Origin of the sequence: Sphingobacterium sp. 1.A.4, assembly GCF_002734245.1 — a bacterium.
GTDB lineage: Bacteria > Bacteroidota > Bacteroidia > Sphingobacteriales > Sphingobacteriaceae > Sphingobacterium > Sphingobacterium tenebrionis.
Window position 1 is genome coordinate 1 of sequence record NZ_PEAZ01000050.1, and the last position, 16,200, is coordinate 16,200.

The 16,200-nt window shown below is 38.1% G+C and carries 13 protein-coding genes and 1 pseudogene; 10 read left to right on the forward strand and 4 right to left on the reverse strand.

The window, feature by feature from the left end:
• Positions 1 to 230: pseudogene (locus tag CRJ00_RS07775) on the forward strand (IS110 family transposase); the annotation flags it as partial.
• A gap of 196 nt (positions 231 to 426) precedes the next feature.
• Here the strand turns inward: CRJ00_RS07775 and CRJ00_RS07780 are convergent.
• Complete coding sequence (locus CRJ00_RS07780) at positions 427 to 1,128, reverse strand: YjjG family noncanonical pyrimidine nucleotidase (RefSeq protein WP_099366310.1); 702 nt, start codon at positions 1,126 to 1,128, stop codon at positions 427 to 429.
• A gap of 119 nt (positions 1,129 to 1,247) precedes the next feature.
• Here CRJ00_RS07780 and CRJ00_RS07785 point away from each other — a divergent pair, with 119 nt between their 5' ends.
• The 6 genes from CRJ00_RS07785 (at position 1,248) to CRJ00_RS07810 (ending at position 5,754) form a co-directional block, all read left to right on the forward strand.
• Positions 1,248 to 2,123, forward strand: a complete 876-nt coding sequence (locus CRJ00_RS07785; RefSeq protein ID WP_099366311.1) for a sensor histidine kinase — start codon at positions 1,248 to 1,250, stop codon at positions 2,121 to 2,123.
• Positions 2,113 to 2,820, forward strand: coding sequence for a response regulator transcription factor (locus CRJ00_RS07790; protein ID WP_099366312.1), 708 nt, complete (start codon positions 2,113 to 2,115; stop codon positions 2,818 to 2,820). Before CRJ00_RS07785 ends, CRJ00_RS07790 begins: the two co-directional genes overlap by 11 nt.
• Positions 2,821 to 2,828: 8 nt before the next feature.
• Entirely contained in the window at positions 2,829 to 3,344 is a 516-nt protein-coding gene (locus tag CRJ00_RS07795) for a hypothetical protein (protein ID WP_099366313.1), read from the forward strand.
• Positions 3,344 to 4,381, forward strand: a complete 1,038-nt coding sequence (hemE, locus tag CRJ00_RS07800; protein WP_099366314.1) for a uroporphyrinogen decarboxylase — start codon at positions 3,344 to 3,346, stop codon at positions 4,379 to 4,381. Before CRJ00_RS07795 ends, hemE begins: the two co-directional genes overlap by 1 nt.
• Positions 4,382 to 4,622: 241 nt before the next feature.
• Positions 4,623 to 5,174, forward strand: coding sequence for a protoporphyrinogen oxidase HemJ (hemJ, locus tag CRJ00_RS07805; protein ID WP_099366315.1), 552 nt, complete (start codon positions 4,623 to 4,625; stop codon positions 5,172 to 5,174).
• A gap of 70 nt (positions 5,175 to 5,244) precedes the next feature.
• The gene (locus CRJ00_RS07810; protein ID WP_099366316.1) at positions 5,245 to 5,754 is read left to right on the forward strand and encodes a hypothetical protein; all 510 of its coding nucleotides are present in this window, start codon (positions 5,245 to 5,247) and stop codon (positions 5,752 to 5,754) included.
• 82 nt (positions 5,755 to 5,836) lie between these two features.
• Here the strand turns inward: CRJ00_RS07810 and CRJ00_RS07815 are convergent, their stop codons facing one another.
• Positions 5,837 to 7,267 carry an NAD-dependent succinate-semialdehyde dehydrogenase gene (locus CRJ00_RS07815; RefSeq protein WP_099366317.1) on the reverse strand — a complete coding sequence of 477 codons (1,431 nt, stop codon included), beginning with the start codon at positions 7,265 to 7,267 and terminating at the stop codon, positions 5,837 to 5,839.
• A 550-nt stretch (positions 7,268 to 7,817) separates the two neighbouring features.
• On the opposite strand from CRJ00_RS07815, the gene CRJ00_RS07820 reads away from it, so the two are divergent.
• Both CRJ00_RS07820 and CRJ00_RS07825 read left to right on the forward strand, forming a co-directional pair.
• A complete protein-coding gene (locus CRJ00_RS07820; protein ID WP_144038121.1) occupies positions 7,818 to 9,095 on the forward strand; it encodes a hypothetical protein in 1,278 nt (425 codons plus the stop codon).
• Positions 9,096 to 9,214: 119 nt separating this feature from the next.
• Positions 9,215 to 11,845, forward strand: a complete 2,631-nt coding sequence (locus CRJ00_RS07825) for a hypothetical protein (protein WP_144038122.1) — start codon at positions 9,215 to 9,217, stop codon at positions 11,843 to 11,845.
• A 134-nt stretch (positions 11,846 to 11,979) separates the two neighbouring features.
• Here the strand turns inward: CRJ00_RS07825 and CRJ00_RS07830 are convergent, their stop codons facing one another.
• Together CRJ00_RS07830 and CRJ00_RS07835 are read right to left on the reverse strand one after the other, a co-directional pair.
• The gene (locus CRJ00_RS07830; RefSeq protein ID WP_099366320.1) at positions 11,980 to 13,191 is read right to left on the reverse strand and encodes a bifunctional 3,4-dihydroxy-2-butanone-4-phosphate synthase/GTP cyclohydrolase II; all 1,212 of its coding nucleotides are present in this window, start codon (positions 13,189 to 13,191) and stop codon (positions 11,980 to 11,982) included.
• 34 nt (positions 13,192 to 13,225) lie between these two features.
• Entirely contained in the window at positions 13,226 to 13,615 is a 390-nt protein-coding gene (locus CRJ00_RS07835) for a helix-turn-helix transcriptional regulator (RefSeq protein ID WP_099366321.1), read from the reverse strand.
• 142 nt (positions 13,616 to 13,757) lie between these two features.
• Here CRJ00_RS07835 and CRJ00_RS07840 point away from each other — a divergent pair, with 142 nt between their 5' ends.
• Entirely contained in the window at positions 13,758 to 16,175 is a 2,418-nt protein-coding gene (locus tag CRJ00_RS07840) for a TonB-dependent receptor (RefSeq protein WP_180268449.1), read from the forward strand.
• The last annotated feature ends 25 nt before the right edge of the window (positions 16,176 to 16,200 follow it).

Here is a 16,200-nt window from a genome sequence, read left to right on the forward strand (position 1 = left end):
AGGGAAAGGGGCATATCTGCAAGATGGGGATGGGCCACGTCAGAAAGGTGCTGTACATGGCGGCAATATCCGCCATCAGGAGCAACACCGCCTGCAGTGAGCTTTATGGGAGGTTGATGGAAAAAGGAAAGCCATACAAGGTCGCAATCATAGCAGTGGTGAACAAACTGATCAAACAGGCATTCGCCATCGCAAAATCTGGAAAGGGCTACATCGCAAAAGCGGCCTAATCAGAATATTATTTGGAGAAAATTTAATTTATTATTTGGATATATACACAGTTCATTGCGAGGAGGCACGACGAAGCAATCTTTAGCTTGTCATCCTGAGCGTAGTCGAAGGATCTGTACGCTTATATCCGAACAGATGCTTCGACTACGCTCAGCATGACATTTGGAAAGATTGCTTCGTTCCTCGCAATGACGGTTAAAAAATCTCCTGCAATTCCTTCAGATCCACAATCATATACTCCACATCCTCCGGCTTATCCTTATCCCCTGGATTAAAAAATATCGCTTCCAAACCAGCGTTCTTCGCTCCGCGAACATCCGCATCTAAATTATCCCCTATCATCACCGCATGTTCCTTCTCCGCTTGCCCATTATCCAAAGCATGCTTAAAAATCCTAGGATCCGGCTTATTAATCCCAACAATCTCCGAAATCACGATCGTCTCAAAATAAGGGTACAACTTGCTATGCTCCAATTTCTTTTCACAGGCCTCTTTAAAACCATTTGAAATCAGATGCAACCGATACTTCCCCTGCAAATAAGCAAGAGTTTCATGCGCATGGGGAAATAAATTCGTCTTGGTCGGACAAATCGCCAAGTACTCCTCCTCAAAAGCCACAGGAAACAATCCTGGATCCACACCCAACTGACTAAACGTATCAGCAAACCTCAATTTCCTTAAGGTTGCCTTATCGATCTTGCCATGATGGTACAGGTCCCATAACCGATGGTTATTCACCGTATAGGTCTCAATAAATTCATCCGAATTCTGTCGCTGAAAAAGATCGTGGAAATTAAATTTATAATAGAGATCATGTAAGGTCTCTTCGGCGTTTCTATCAAAATCCCAGATAGTATGATCCAGGTCGAAAAACAGATGCTTTTTATCTTTGAACATGTACAAATATACAGGCTTTCCAAAGGGCAGTCAAACCTGTTTCTAAGCCTACTGTCATATTCTTTTGCGCGTTTTCGATTACATCCGTATTTAAGTACCTTTGCGGTTGGAATTTCATTATGAGGAAGGCATTATTTCTTTTTTATTTCTTGTTTTTTTATGCGATCACGCAATTGCTTTGGTGGGGATTCATCTTGATCAAATTTGAACCAGACCGGAAGGGTATGATCATTGGTGAAGGCTTGATCTTCTTTTTGATCTTTATCTGGGGTGCTTTTCGCCTTAAGAAACATGTTAGAAGGGAACATGAGAACAACCAACAACAGCAGAACTTCCTTTTGGCCATTACCCATGAGCTGAAATCGCCCTTGGCATCTGTAAAACTTTACATCCAAACCATTCTAAAACGCGATCTGGACAGGGAACAGCAAAAGGTCTTTCTTTCCAATTCCCTTAAGGATATCGAACGTTTGGACGACTTAGTGGAGAATGTGTTACTTACCACCAAGTTGGAGAATAGGGCTTACCAATTGCCAAAAGAAGTGTTCAACATGACGGAGTTGGTCGAGCAGGTGATCGATCGTTTGCAGAAGAACGCCTGTAAATCCCAGGTCATCAAAGCAGATCTGGATGAGGATATTGAAATCAAAGCGGATAAATTTGCGATTACGAACGTAATCACCAATTTGGTGGAGAACGCGGTGAAATATTCACCACCCTGCGCCACGGTCTCCGTCAATCTGAATAAACAAGGACAAAACCTGTTATTTTCTGTTGCCGATCATGGGGAAGGAATTCCCGATGACGAAAAAAAACTTATATTTAATAAGTTTTATCGCGTCGGCAGCGAAGCTACCCGTAAAACCAAAGGAACCGGTTTGGGGTTATATATCGTAAAAACAGTATTACAAAAACACAATGCTTCCATTCGGGTTAAGGACAATAAACCCTCAGGAAGTATTTTTGAAGTAACATTTGAAAACTATGCAAGCTAAACAACGTATACTTCTGGTTGAAGACGAAGAACATTTATTGGAAGCTATCAAATTGAACCTGGAGCTGGAAGGCTATCGGGTGACTACAGCTACGGACGGTAAAAAGGCCTTGAAACTATTTAAGGAGGAGCGCTTCAATTTGATCATATTGGATGTGATGATTCCAGAGATCGATGGATTTCAGGTTGCTGAAACCATTCGTCTGCAAAATTCTGAAGTTCCTATCATGTTCTTGACCGCCAAGAACAGTTCCGAAGACCGTATCACCGGTTTGAAAAAAGGAGCTGATGATTATTTGGTGAAACCTTTCAACCTGGAAGAACTTATTCTACGTGTTTCCAACCTGATCCGTCGTGGAATGAAAGGGGATGACCTGAAAGAACTTAATTCCTACACCATTGGTGATAAGACCATCTATTTCAATTCCTTCGAATTGCACCATGCAGATGGCAGCATTTCATCCTTGACCAAAAAGGAAACGATGTTGTTGAAATTATTGATCGAACGCAGGAATGAAGCTGTTTCACGTGAACAGATCCTCGAAACTGTCTGGAACTATGATGTTTATCCATCTACACGTACCATCGACAATTTCATCCTGACTTTCCGTAAATATTTTGAACCTGATCAGAAACATCCTATTTATTTCCATTCCATCCGTGGTGTGGGCTATAAATTCACGGACAACCAGAATTAAATTAGCAGATGACCAATAATGCACGTAAAATAGTAATCGCTATTGCGGTTGCTTTTCTATTGTATGCCATATATGCCAAGCATTATAATATTGCGGTTTACATATTTGGTGGGATCGCCTACCTGACCTGGAGTTATTTTAAGGAAGGTACGGTTTATCTAGCTACTCAAGCTTTCCATAAGCAGGATTACGAACGAACCAAAGCTCTATTGGCGGAGATCAAGAATCCCGATCAATTGCGCAAGGGACGTCGTAATTTCTATGAATTCATGATGGGAAACATCGCTTTGAAAGAGGAGCGGGTAGATGAGGCGGAATACCACTTCCAAATGGCATCCCGCTTGCCATGGCGAAAAGATAATGAAAAGGGCATGGTATTGATCAATCTGGCAAACATCAACCTGAGAAAAAAAGAATACGAACGGGTAACTACCTATTTGGATCTGGCCGAAAAGCTTAAGCTAACGGCGCGTCAGGTTTCCATCATAGAAAAAATCAGAAACGAAGTAAATAAACATATATAGTGAACAACAATTTAAAGAATGATCTATTGATCCGTGCTGCCTTATCGCAGCCTACGGAACGACCTCCTGTATGGATGATGCGTCAAGCAGGACGGTTCATGAAGGAATATTGGGAAATCAAGAACAAATATTCTTTCTTGGAGATGTGCAAAACACCAGAGATTGCGGCGGATGTAACGATGTTGCCGATCGATCTATTGGGGGTTGATGCTGCCATTTTGTTTTCGGATATTTTGGTTACGCCAGAGGCTATGGGAGGTGACCTTTCCTTCGAGCAGGGTGTAGGACCGCGTTTCGCAAACCCGGTTAGAAACCTTCAAGATGCAGAGAACTTGAATGTAGATTGTTTGGACAAATTGCAATATGTGGCTGATGCGATCAAGGTGATCCAACAACGTTTGGATGGAAAAGTGCCTTTGATCGGATTTGCTGGTGCACCTTTTACGATCTTGAGTTATTTGGTAGAGGGCGCTTCGTCCAAGGATTTTAAACGTACGAAGACTTTACTGAACAATGAGCCGGAATTGGCGCATTATATTCTTCAAAAAATTGCAGATGTAACGATAGGTTATTTGAACATGCAGGTTGAGGCGGGTGTAAATGCCCTTCAATTGTTCGATAGCTGGGCATTGGCGCTTTCTTGGAACGATTACCAAGAGTTTGGCCATAAATACAATAAATATATTTTGGATAATATTAATCGTAAGGATATTCCAGTGATCTCTTTTTGTAAAGGAAGTTCGGTATTTGCGCCTATTATGGCAGAAGCAAAACCGGATGTGGTTTCGGTGGATTGGAATGCTGATCTGTTGAATATCAAGAAATCTTTGCCTGCTGGAATGGCGGTACAAGGAAACTTAGATCCTTTTGTTTTGTATGCGGATAAACCGGTGATCAAGAAGAAGATCTTGGATCTTTTTGAAAGGATGAGAGGGGAAGATGGTTTTATTTTTAACCTAGGGCATGGTATTATGCCGGATATCCCTTTTGATAATGTGAAATACGCGGTAGAGGTTATCAAGGATTTTAGGTATTAGGCTTTCTCCTCGGGAGATTAACCGTCATTGCGAGGAGGTTTTTCTCCGTCATTGCGAGGAGGTACGACGAAGCAATCTTTAGCCATGTATGTCATCCTGAGCGTAGTCGAAGGATCTGTACGGTTGTATACGAACAGATGGTTCGACTACGCTCACCATGACATGGTTAAAGATTGCTTCGTTCCTCGCAATGACGTTATAACGGACTTTCTTTTCGTACCTTTGTAATAAATACTTAAAAATGCTTTATCTATACGCCAAGGCTATTCATATCATTTTTGTAGTTTGCTGGATGGCGGGCCTGTTCTACATGCCACGCCTTTTTGTTTACCACACCGAAGCAAAACAAAAGTCAGATATCGAATACCAAGTGCTTCATAAGCAGTTTAACATCATGGAAAGCAGGTTATGGTGGGTTATTACCACCCCATCCATGTATTTAGTAATCACCTCAGCCCTCGTCATGTTATATGTCAACCCCGGATTATTATCCATGGGATGGATGCATATGAAACTGGCCTTTGTACTCGGATTAGTAATCTACCATTTTATTTCCCAAAGGATCATGTATAAGCTTAGGGACGGAAATTCTACCTGGACCTCCACCCAGTTACGTCTTTGGAATGAAGTTTCTACCATTATCTTATTTGCGATTGTATTTTTGGTGGTATTGAAATCAACGATAGGTTGGGTATTTGGAGTAACAGGAATTATCGGATTAGGTGTTTTGCTGATGGTGCTGGTAAAGCTTTACAAGCGCTATCGAAAATCTAAAGGAGAAAAAGTAGATTAGGACTATAAAACGTAGGCTAGAACTCTGCACCAAAGACTAAAATTATAAAAAAGAGACTAAAATTATAATTATGAAGAAGCTATTGACCATTTTATTTTGTGGATTATTATTTATTGGAAGCAGTCAGGCACAGGAGCATAAATGGGCTTTTGGATTTTATGGCGATGTACAGATGGAAAGTCCAACTTATGATGGGAGTTTTGGTGTGCAAGGAAAGTATGATCTGACCAATTTTCAGGCTTTACAGGCCCAGGTTTATGGTAGAGGTGGATATATTGCCGTAGGTGCAGATTATTTGGTGAATGTATTTAACAAGGAAAAGTCTAATTTCAATATTTTTTTAGGTCCGGGTATTAGTCAGGATTTTTATACCTATGATTTTACGATCGATGGGGATGTAGAAGGACCTATTAGAAGAAAAGAGAATTATACGAATGCGATTGGACAGGTAGGGGTGAGTTATTATTTTCCCTCAGTTGATTTATCGATTTATACAGGGTATAAGTTGAAGTATCAATTTGCTTCGGAAGCGATAGATCCCAATTATGTAATGATAGGGGTGAGGTATCATATTTGGTAACGTCATTGCGAGGAGGTACGACGAAGCAATCTTTACACTAACCGAAAGATTGCTTCGTACCTCGCAATGACGGGTAAAGTTCCTACTCTCCGAAACACAAATACTTAATTTCCATATACTCCTCCAACCCATATTTCGAGCCTTCCCTTCCCAATCCACTCTGTTTCACCCCGCCAAAAGGAGCCGAAGCATTTGAAATCAAGCCTGCATTAATTCCTACCATACCAGCTTCCAATTGCTCCGCAACTCTAAAACATTGCTTCACATTTTCACTGTAGAAATAAGATGCCAAACCAAAAGGCGTATCATTAGCCATTTTTACTCCCTCATCCTCCGTTTTAAATTTAAATAGCGCACATACAGGACCAAAGGTTTCCTCACTTGCAATCAAGCTATCCGGGCTTACATTAGAAAGCACGGTAGGTTCATAAAACAAATCCTTGATCACTTTCCCACCGGTTTCAATCTTTGCCCCTTTGGCCAACGCATCCGCCACATGATGCTCCACTTTTTCCAACCCAGACTTATTGATCAAAGGACCAACCTGGGTCGTTTTCTTCATTCCATTTCCAACAACCAAATTCTTAACCGCGGCTGTCAACTTCTTACAAAACGCTGCATAAACATCCTCTTGCACATAAAACCTATTTATGGAAACACAGGTCTGCCCCGTATTACGAAACTTCCCAGCTATAGCTCCCTTAACCGCCAGATCAATATCCGCATCATTAAATACCAAGAATGGCGCATTCCCTCCCAATTCCAAAGATATCCTTTTGATGGTACTCGCAGCCTGCTCCATCAAAGTCCGACCAACTTCCGTTGATCCCGTAAAAGATATTTTTCTTACCAATTGACTTGTCGCCAATTCTTTTCCAATCCCTTTACTATCCTTTGAAGTGATCACATTAAACACACCTTTTGGAAATCCTGCCATATCCGCCAGCTTAGCCAAAGCAATGGCCGAAAAAGGGGTTTGAGATGCCGGTTTAAGAACCACAGTACATCCTGCCACCAATGCCGGAGCCACTTTCCTCGTAATCATAGCAAGCGGAAAGTTCCAAGGCGTAATGGCGGCCACCACACCAATACCTTGCTTAATGGTCTGAAGCCTGGCATTACCTGCCAAGGAAGGAATAGTTTCCCCATACGCACGTTTCCCTTCCTCAGCAAACCATTCCATAAAAGAATTGGCATAATCCACTTCTGTTTGAGATTCATTGATGGGTTTTCCACTTTCCAAAGTCATAATCTCCGCCATCTCATCCCGATGTTCATTGATCAATTCGAAAAGCCTTCTAACCAACTTCGACCTTTCGCCTACAGGAGTTGTTTTCCAGCTCTTCCAAGCCTTGTCAGCAGATTTAATGAATTTCTGACAGTCTTTCACGGTCAGATCCGGCAAAGAGCCGATGGGTTTTAAAGTGGCTGGATTGATTACTTCAAATGTCTTTTCAGAAGAAATAAAAGAACCGTTATGATAAGCTTTTTCGATAAAAAGTGAATTCTTCATGATGCTGTGATTTCTGAATACTTACTGAAATTTAGGGATTACCCTATATTTTCTGGATTCATTGTATGATTTATGGAACAGTGAAGGTAAAGTTTTGTTTCGAGCAGTATGTTGCAAAAAAGTAATATTATAAATCATGTACAAAAGAATTTAGGCTAACTTTTTTTATAGTTCGCTTCGGTGTTAAACCATACTGAAAGTATACCTAAAGTATATAAAATGTATGCTTTACCTACTTTCCGCCTACTTTAACCCTGCTTTAAACCTAATTAAACCACGATTCTAACCCAAATTCAAACATATTTTGAAGTCATAGGTTAGAAACAACCTCGAGAAAATGGATAATAAACGTTTTTAGATTATTAGATATTAGACATTAGATATTAGACTTCTGTAAGGCGCCCAAGGTCTATCATCTAAAATCTATCATCTATCATCTAATTTTTTTTGATATATGGATTAAAAAAATTAAGTTTAGATATCCAATTGTTAATTGCTGCTCATCTGTTTTTATAATCGGAGACTAACTAGGTAAAACCATTAACTTTTTATGAAAAAAATAACAATTTTTATTTTATGGTTTGTTTTATTTGGGTGCTCGTTGATGATAATTGCAGCGGCACAAGAAAATAAAGTTTTTCACATAAATCGTGACTCTTCAATTCAGCTTCGCATCGATCCTAATAATTTAACTTCAGATTTTGAATCAGAGGTATTTGATTCCACTAAACTAGTTTATTTAGAAACCATTCCAGAATCTGAATTTAGAGATGTGGATAATTTATTTATTACAGAAGACGAATATGTGATATTTGAAAAAAGGTCTTCCACCATATTTATATTCAAGAAAAATGGTAAGTATCAAGCTAAAATCGAATTTCTAAAAATTCCCGGAGTAAAAAAATATTTATCTTATCCTTGGTATTTCAATGAAAATGATAAAAGCATAAACTTTTTCAATAATGAAACTGAATTAATTTATTTGTTTGATTTAGAAGGTGAACAACTTAAAGTTGTACCAGAAAAAGATGTTTTTATTGATCAAAGAAAAATGGTTAATAGAATATCTCTAGATTTAAAGTATAGGTCAAATATTCAAGAAGAATTTTATGACTTATTTATTGTAAGAAAAAATCTAGATTCAATTGATTCATTGAAATTTATTAACCGGAATAAGGTTTTTATAAAGCGCAATGATATCTTAAGGAAGGGTAAGCATTTTTTGAATAATAGGCTCGATAGGAGTCTTTTTATAAGAGAATTCGATCTTAGTATTTATGAAATTGATTCAAATGCAAATTTTCATCAAAGATTTGAAATTATTTTGCCTTTAGAATTTAGCCTACCAAATGATTTTTTATACAATAAAATTTATGATGGTAAGAGAATTAATTTTATGGTTAAAAACATGAATCTAATCTATGCATTAGATTATGTTTATTCCTATCAAAATTTGTGGGTCATGCGATTCAGTTCAAAACAGGCTATTTTATATAATTCCAATAGTAAGGTTTTAACCGATTTAAATTCAATTGAAGCAAAAGATATACAAAAGTCTGGAGCTTATAACCAAATTTTAGGAATGGATAAAAACATTGTTTATACATCAATTAACTTTGATTATTTATCGATGTTGAAACAACAAAGGAAAGATTTGGAAAAATATACTGAATTATCTCAGAAAGAACCTAAAAATATGTTATACCAAAAACAAAGACAATTTTATGAGAAAGTAGTAGTGAAGGAAATGACAGATGATTTGAAGAAAATTAGCGAAATGAAATTTCATAATCCCATTTTAAGGCTCTCTTATTTAAAAATGAATTAGTCGTTCCAAAAGGATATTGTCCTATGAGAAATAGCTTTCTTCTGATTTGTTTCCTATGCTGTTTAAGCAAGTTTAGCTTCGGGCAAGAACCAAGATCAATTAATTACAAATTACAGGCTTTGGTAATTGATAAAAATACAAACGAAGGGATACTTTCCGCTTCCGTTGTATTATACGATGCATCAGGAGAAGAGTTGTTAAAATATGGACTAACCAATGGCAAAGGCTTAATTATATTTGAAAATCTACCTAAAATCAAAGAGGCGACACTTTTAAAAATCACCCATGGAAGTTATGAACCAATTGAAATAAAATTCCAGAGTCCAGATGTTCCGAATGTATTGGACTTAGGAAATATTAAAATGAAAGAGCGGATTAGAGAGATTGAGGAGATTGCCATAAACCTTCCCCCTGTTTTTATGAAGAATGATACCTTGATCATTAATCCTGCTGGCTTCAAATTAAAAGAAAATTCAGTGGTTGAAGACCTGTTGAAAAAGGTTCCTGGCATTGTGGTCTGGGCAGATGGGGAAGTGACTGTTAATGGAAAATCAATTAAAAATGTGCTCGTTGATGGAAAGCCCTTTTTAGGAGGGGAAACCATTGTAGCTACTAGAAATTTGCCAAATTCTGCTGTTAAAAATGTGAAAGTTTATGAAAAAAGAAGTTTGAATTCGGACGAAGAGGGCCCACTCGAAATGGATATCTTGCTAAAAAAGGGAACAGGAATATTTGGTAATATCGGATTTAGTTATGGGTATAATGATAGGAGGGAAGGAAATTTGACGTTAAATTACTTTAATAGAAAACAACAATTTAGCTTGGTTGCAGGGTTGAATAATTTAAATAAAGAAGCCAACACTGTTGCAGAATTTTTGAAGGCAAATATCTATATGGCCGGAGGCAATGATCAAACCTCCTTTATGAATGCCGTATCCCAAGTAGGTGACAATGAGTTTAAAATGATTGGATTAAAAGTGCAAAGCTATTGGAAACCGGATTTCTCTACCGATATGGAAGGATATTTCCGAAGCAAAGAAGCTTTTATTAACCAAGATATTCTAGAAGATAGGTATTTAAATGGTGAATTGACGCAACAAACATTTGAGAAAAGTACACAAAATGGTTTACAGGAGCGGGTATTTTTAAAGGGAAATACAAAATATGAGTTCATCAATCATATGTTAACATTTAATATGGATGCTGCCCATCATCGTAATAGTTTTGAAAATAATATAGACCGTGAAATTGTAAATCCTATTACTGGACCATTGTCAAAATTAAGAAATAGGGTAAATCAGGAAAGTGAAGGGAATAACTTAAATATTAACGTAGATTGGAACTTAAAAAAATTCAGCGATCAATCGGTCAAATACCAATTTAATTATTTCGATGATCATACAGAACAATTGAAATGGAACAGGTTTGATGATATACATGTAAATACAACCACGGAATTATTACGTTCAAGATTCATAAATAGTAAAGTGTTTAGAAACAATATTTCCAGTTCAAATTCCCTGAGTATTTTAAGGATCCCAATCCTTTCGAGGTTTAATTGGGATAATAATGTCGCATTCAAATTTTCTAAAGCTGATCAGATTGAGGATAATCTATCACCTGAAGATCAGTTTTTTTTGGAGAGAAATAGTTGGATGAGTTATGATGAAAATCAACAGGAAATTAAATGGGATTCAAAATTAAAGTATAAACGATCTATCCATAAAGCTACTGCGAGATGGGATCAATATCATAATTTTGGTGTGAATGTGGGTATGATGAATTTCTGGCGGAATAATAATTCAACCAATTCCTTTCGGGATTTATCAAAGCGATTTCTAAAACCCGTACCGGAGCTGTTTTATTCCTATTCCAAAAATATCCTCCTTAAACAATATAGAGTCGATCTGAAATACCTTATGGATTATGAAATTCCTTCTTTGAATAATTATGTCGACTTGATAGATTCAGCAAATTTTAATTTCAATACCTTAGGAAATCGAAATCTAGTTCCACAAACCAATCATAAATTCACCTTACAAGTCAATCTTAGCGGGTCAAAATCAAAGTTTAAGCATGATTTTACTGTAGACTTTATGCTCCGTAAAAATCAACTTCTAGATAGCGTAATTTATGGTCAGAATGGTCGTGTATTGAGCACAAAAATCAATGGTGAAGGATTGCCGTATTTTACTGTTAAATACAATTCGACATGGAATGGGTTTCTTTTTGGAAAAACTACCAATGCCATATGGAGGCTTGATTACCTGAATAACCAGGAATATGGCTATCAGAATGGTGTGAAGAATTTCATTCATTCCCATACCATATCTAATTTCCTCCTTGCGCTGATTACCCTGAATGAGGCGTTAAAATTAAATTTAACTAATGGTTTGCTGATCAGTAAATATAAGATCAACGAAAGAAACAATGGTTATTTAAGTAATCAATTGAAAGGAGATATTATTCTTACTTATCCGAAAGGATTTACTTGGGTAAATAATGTCTATTTGATTTCTCAAAAAGCTACTCGCTTTCCTATGAACAACCAAGTAATCATCAATTCTGCTCTTAGTTACCGTTTTTTAAAGAAAGAACAGCTCGAGATAAAGGCAAGTGTGTATGATTTACTCAAGCAGCGAAGTAATATCAAAACCTTTTTAACAGATAATTATATCCGCAACATAACCACCAATAACCTTGAACGTACTTTCACCTTAGGATTAGCGTATTATATCCGAAAATTTTAAGTAAAAAAGGAGGCTTTTTAAAAGCCTCCTTTTTTACTTAAAATTTTCGGAAAATAGACATTAGATTATAGATTATAGACAAATATAAGTCGCCTAAGGTCTATAATCTAACATCTATCATCTATCATCTAAAATTAAAGATTACTCAACGTATGACCCATACGGTCTCTTTTTGTTTTCAGGTATTCCGTATTATAAGGATTCGGTTCGATTTCGATCGGAACATTATCCACAATCTCCAAACCATAGCCAATCAATCCGGCACGTTTGGTAGGATTATTTGACATCAAACGCATTTTGGTTACTCCCATATAACGCAATATCTGTGCACCAACTCCATAATCCCTAAGATCAGCTTTAAAACCTAACTGCAGATTGGCATCCACCGTATCCACGCCTTCTTCTTGAAGCTTATAGGCGTGCAGTTTATTGATCAGGCCGATTCCTCTGCCTTCCTGGTTCATATAAACAATAATTCCCTTACCTTCTTTTTGGATCATCTCCATGGATTTGTGAAGTTGTGGTCCACAATCGCAACGGCAAGAGCCGAAGATATCCCCAGTAACACAAGAGCTATGGACACGAACCAAGATCGGCTCATCTTCTGCCCATTCGCCTTTATAAAGAGCTAAGTGCTGCTCACCAGTATTCTTCTGAGTAAAGGCCTTCATTTTGAAATCTCCCCATTCGGTTGGCATCTCAACAGAAACCTCTTCTTGGATTAATGTATCATGTTTCAAACGGTATTCGATCAGATCCTCAATCGAGATGATCTTCAGGTCAAAACGCTCTGCTACTTTGATCAAATCAGGTAGCCTTGCCATTTCGCCATCATCCTTTAGGATTTCAACCAATACCCCTGCAGGTTCAAAACCAGCTAAACGCGCTAAATCCACGGAAGCTTCGGTATGACCGGTTCTACGCAATACACCGCCATCCTTCGCGATCAACGGGAAGATATGGCCTGGACGACCTAATTCTTCTGGACGAATATTGGGATCGATCAATGCTTTGATGGTTTTCGAACGGTCGGATGCAGAGATACCTGTGGTACAGCCGTATCCTTGAAGATCCACAGAAACCGTAAAGTTGGTTTCATAAACGGCAGTATTTTGGTTAACCATTAAACCCAGATTAAGCTCACGACAACGTTCTTCGGTTAAAGGTGCACAAACCAATCCTCTACCATGGGTAGCCATAAAATTGATCACTTCAGGTGTGGCATTGCGTGCAGCAGTAACAAAATCGCCTTCATTCTCACGGTCTTCATCGTCTACTACGATAATGACTTTTCCGGCTCTGATATCCTCGATTGCTTCTTCAATCGTGTTTAATTTAATATCCATTAGTTTTAAATAAGTGTACAAAGGTAACGGTTAATTAGGACTTATTTATAAGTAAGTTGTCATAAATATGCCCTCGGGCGTCTTTCGGGAGTACATGGAAATGGGCCTGATAAACCTTACTGAAATGATGGGCATATTTGAAACCTATGAGGAAAGCGATTTCCTTGATCTCCAAATCCGTATTCACCAACATATCCTGCGCACGATCCATCCGGCATTTGCGTAAATAGCGCATCACGGTTATGCCATAAACCTGTTTGAAAATCGTTTTAAGTTTGAATTCATTGATCCCAAATTGACGAACAAGAGTAACGATATGTATATCTTCATGGCTATTTTCCTCTAAGTATGTTTTTATTTCTTTGATTATTTTCAAATCGATGTTTGAACATTTCAAATTCCTGGTATCCTTACTTGCCTCCATCCGTATTATTATCCCTTTTTTGTTATTGATGGGTAAACAAATCTAATACTTTTGTGGTGTTATTTATAATTATTCTAAATAATTTACTGAAAATTACATCACCTTGGGGAATAGAAATTTTATTATGCTAATACGTGTCAATATGCAATTAAATTTAAAATTAACAAGCTTTCTGATTTTCTTCACGCTGTTCTCGAATGCACAGACTGGTATCAAAGGTGTAATTTCTGATAAGGAAGGACAACCCTTAAGCCAAGTGAGCATCTTGTTCCTAAATGCTTTGCAACAGCTAGAAAAGGAATGTTACAGTACAGAAAACGGAAGTTTTTCACAAACCATAGGTCCTGGAAAATACCATTTACAGATAAGTCATCAGGGGTATGAAACTTTATATATTGACCATGTGCTAGTTGAGAAAGGCTTTGTAGACCTTGATACCCTATATCTTTTTTCCGCATCCCAGAAAATAGAAGCCATCACCTTAAAGGCTAGCCCCAGATTAATAGAACAACGTGCTGACCGGATGGTAATGAACATCGAGAACTCTGTACTATCTGATGGAATGACGGCCTTGGAAATATTGGAAAGAGCTCCTGGAGTAAAAGTGAGTGATGATGGGGAGATCCAGATGCGGGGTAAGAAAGATGTCGCGGTGATGATCAATGGGAAGTTATCCTATTTATCCCAAAAGGAATTGACAAGCCTATTGAGAGGAACTTCCTCGTCTTCGGTTAAAAGCATAGAGTTGATCAAAAATCCTTCGGCAAAATTTGATGCGCAAGGAATGGGCGGATTGATCAATATCGTTATGAAAAATCAACGTAAAAAAGGGTTCAATGCTACGATCAATGCCTTTGCTGGTGCTGGAAGAAAATTAAGGAATGGCAGTGGGATTAACCTGAATGTTCAACGGGATAAATGGAACCTGTATTCGGCCTATGATTATGCCTTTCGTGGGGAGGAAGAGTATAGGCAATTTGACCGGTTCTTTGAAAAGCTTCCTGCGGAGTTACAAGCAAGGGTATCCAAGCAATATTCCGTGACGGAAGAACCGCTGAATACCCACAACGCTAAGTTTGGGCTGGATTATATTCCTTCATCTAGCCAACTCATCAGCTTGAACTGGACTGGAAATTTTGGAACTAATAAGAACCTGAACCAGGGCTATAACAATATTTTATTTGAAAAGGGGGAATTGATTTCTAATTCGTTGACGGATAATTCAAACATCAGTACCTGGAATAACCATAATGTGAGTTTGGGCTATGTAAATCGAATAGGAGAAAAGGGACATGAAATAACGGCTGATCTTGATTTTCTCCATGCAGCCTATGATGCCGATCAATTATTGATTTCTGATTTTCAACGGACCACATTTCAACAACCCTTTATCTCCAAACGGAAAAACCAAACGCCTTCTGTTACCAAGCTTGCTGTAGCCAAGGTCGATTATCTTCACCAATTAACCGTAAACCAGAAGGTAGAGATAGGATGGAAGAGTAGCGTGATGGAAGCAGACAATAATGCGATCAATGATACATTAGAAGGTTCGTCATGGATTAGAGATCTGGGCACCAGTAATCATTTCCTGTACAAAGAGCAAATCCATGCTGGATATCTGAACTACCAATGGAAAAAGGAGGGATGGAGTTTGCAGGCCGGTATTCGAGCGGAAAAAACCTTGGCTGATGGCTTGTTATTAACCACTTCGATACAACATAAGCGGTCTTACCTGAACTGGTTTCCAAGCGCGACATTGGCAAGGCAATGGAGTGCTCAACATCAAACCCAACTATCATATAGCAGAAGGATCAATAGGCCCGATTACGATGACCTCAATCCATTTCGATATTATGTAGATGCTTTTGTTTTTTATGAAGGAAATCCACTGTTACAACCCGAAAAAGCCCATGCTTTTGAACTGAATTATGGCTATGGACGTCATCTAAATATTTCCTTTTTTTATACCGAAGTAGCAGAGGTGATGACTTCGGTGCTGACACAAATCCCTGAAAAGAATATGACCATCCGTTCGGTTGCTAATATTGAAGGCTTCCGTAATATAGGCACGAATATCAATCATAGTTATCAACCATTGAACTTCTGGACCAGCATCAATAATGTGCTGATCTATCAAAACCATTATTTTGGAGCGTTCAATAAGGAAGTTATCGATAATAAAGGCTGGTCTTTAAATTATCAATCCAACAATTCCTTTAAATTGCCGAAAGCTTGGCAATTAGAGATCAATGGGCAATATTTATCGCCCGAATCGGACGGAGTTTATAGAAGAAAGTCGATGGGATCCGTATCCATAGGCGTTCAGAAGAAGTTGTTGCGCGAAAATCTGACCTTAAAATTGAGCGGAAATGACGTTTTCAAAACGATGCGGTACAGGACGGCTTCGGAAGTGGGGGCAGTTCGCATGAATCAGCACTTTAACCTGGATTCCAGGACTTTTATTTTTTCCGCTACTTTTAAGGTCGGAAAAGATTTTACAAAGGAACGGAGATCAGGGTCGGAAACCGATGAGATGAAAAGGGTTAGAGGGGGTAGTTAACGTGTTTTTATGTTGCAAAAGCGAC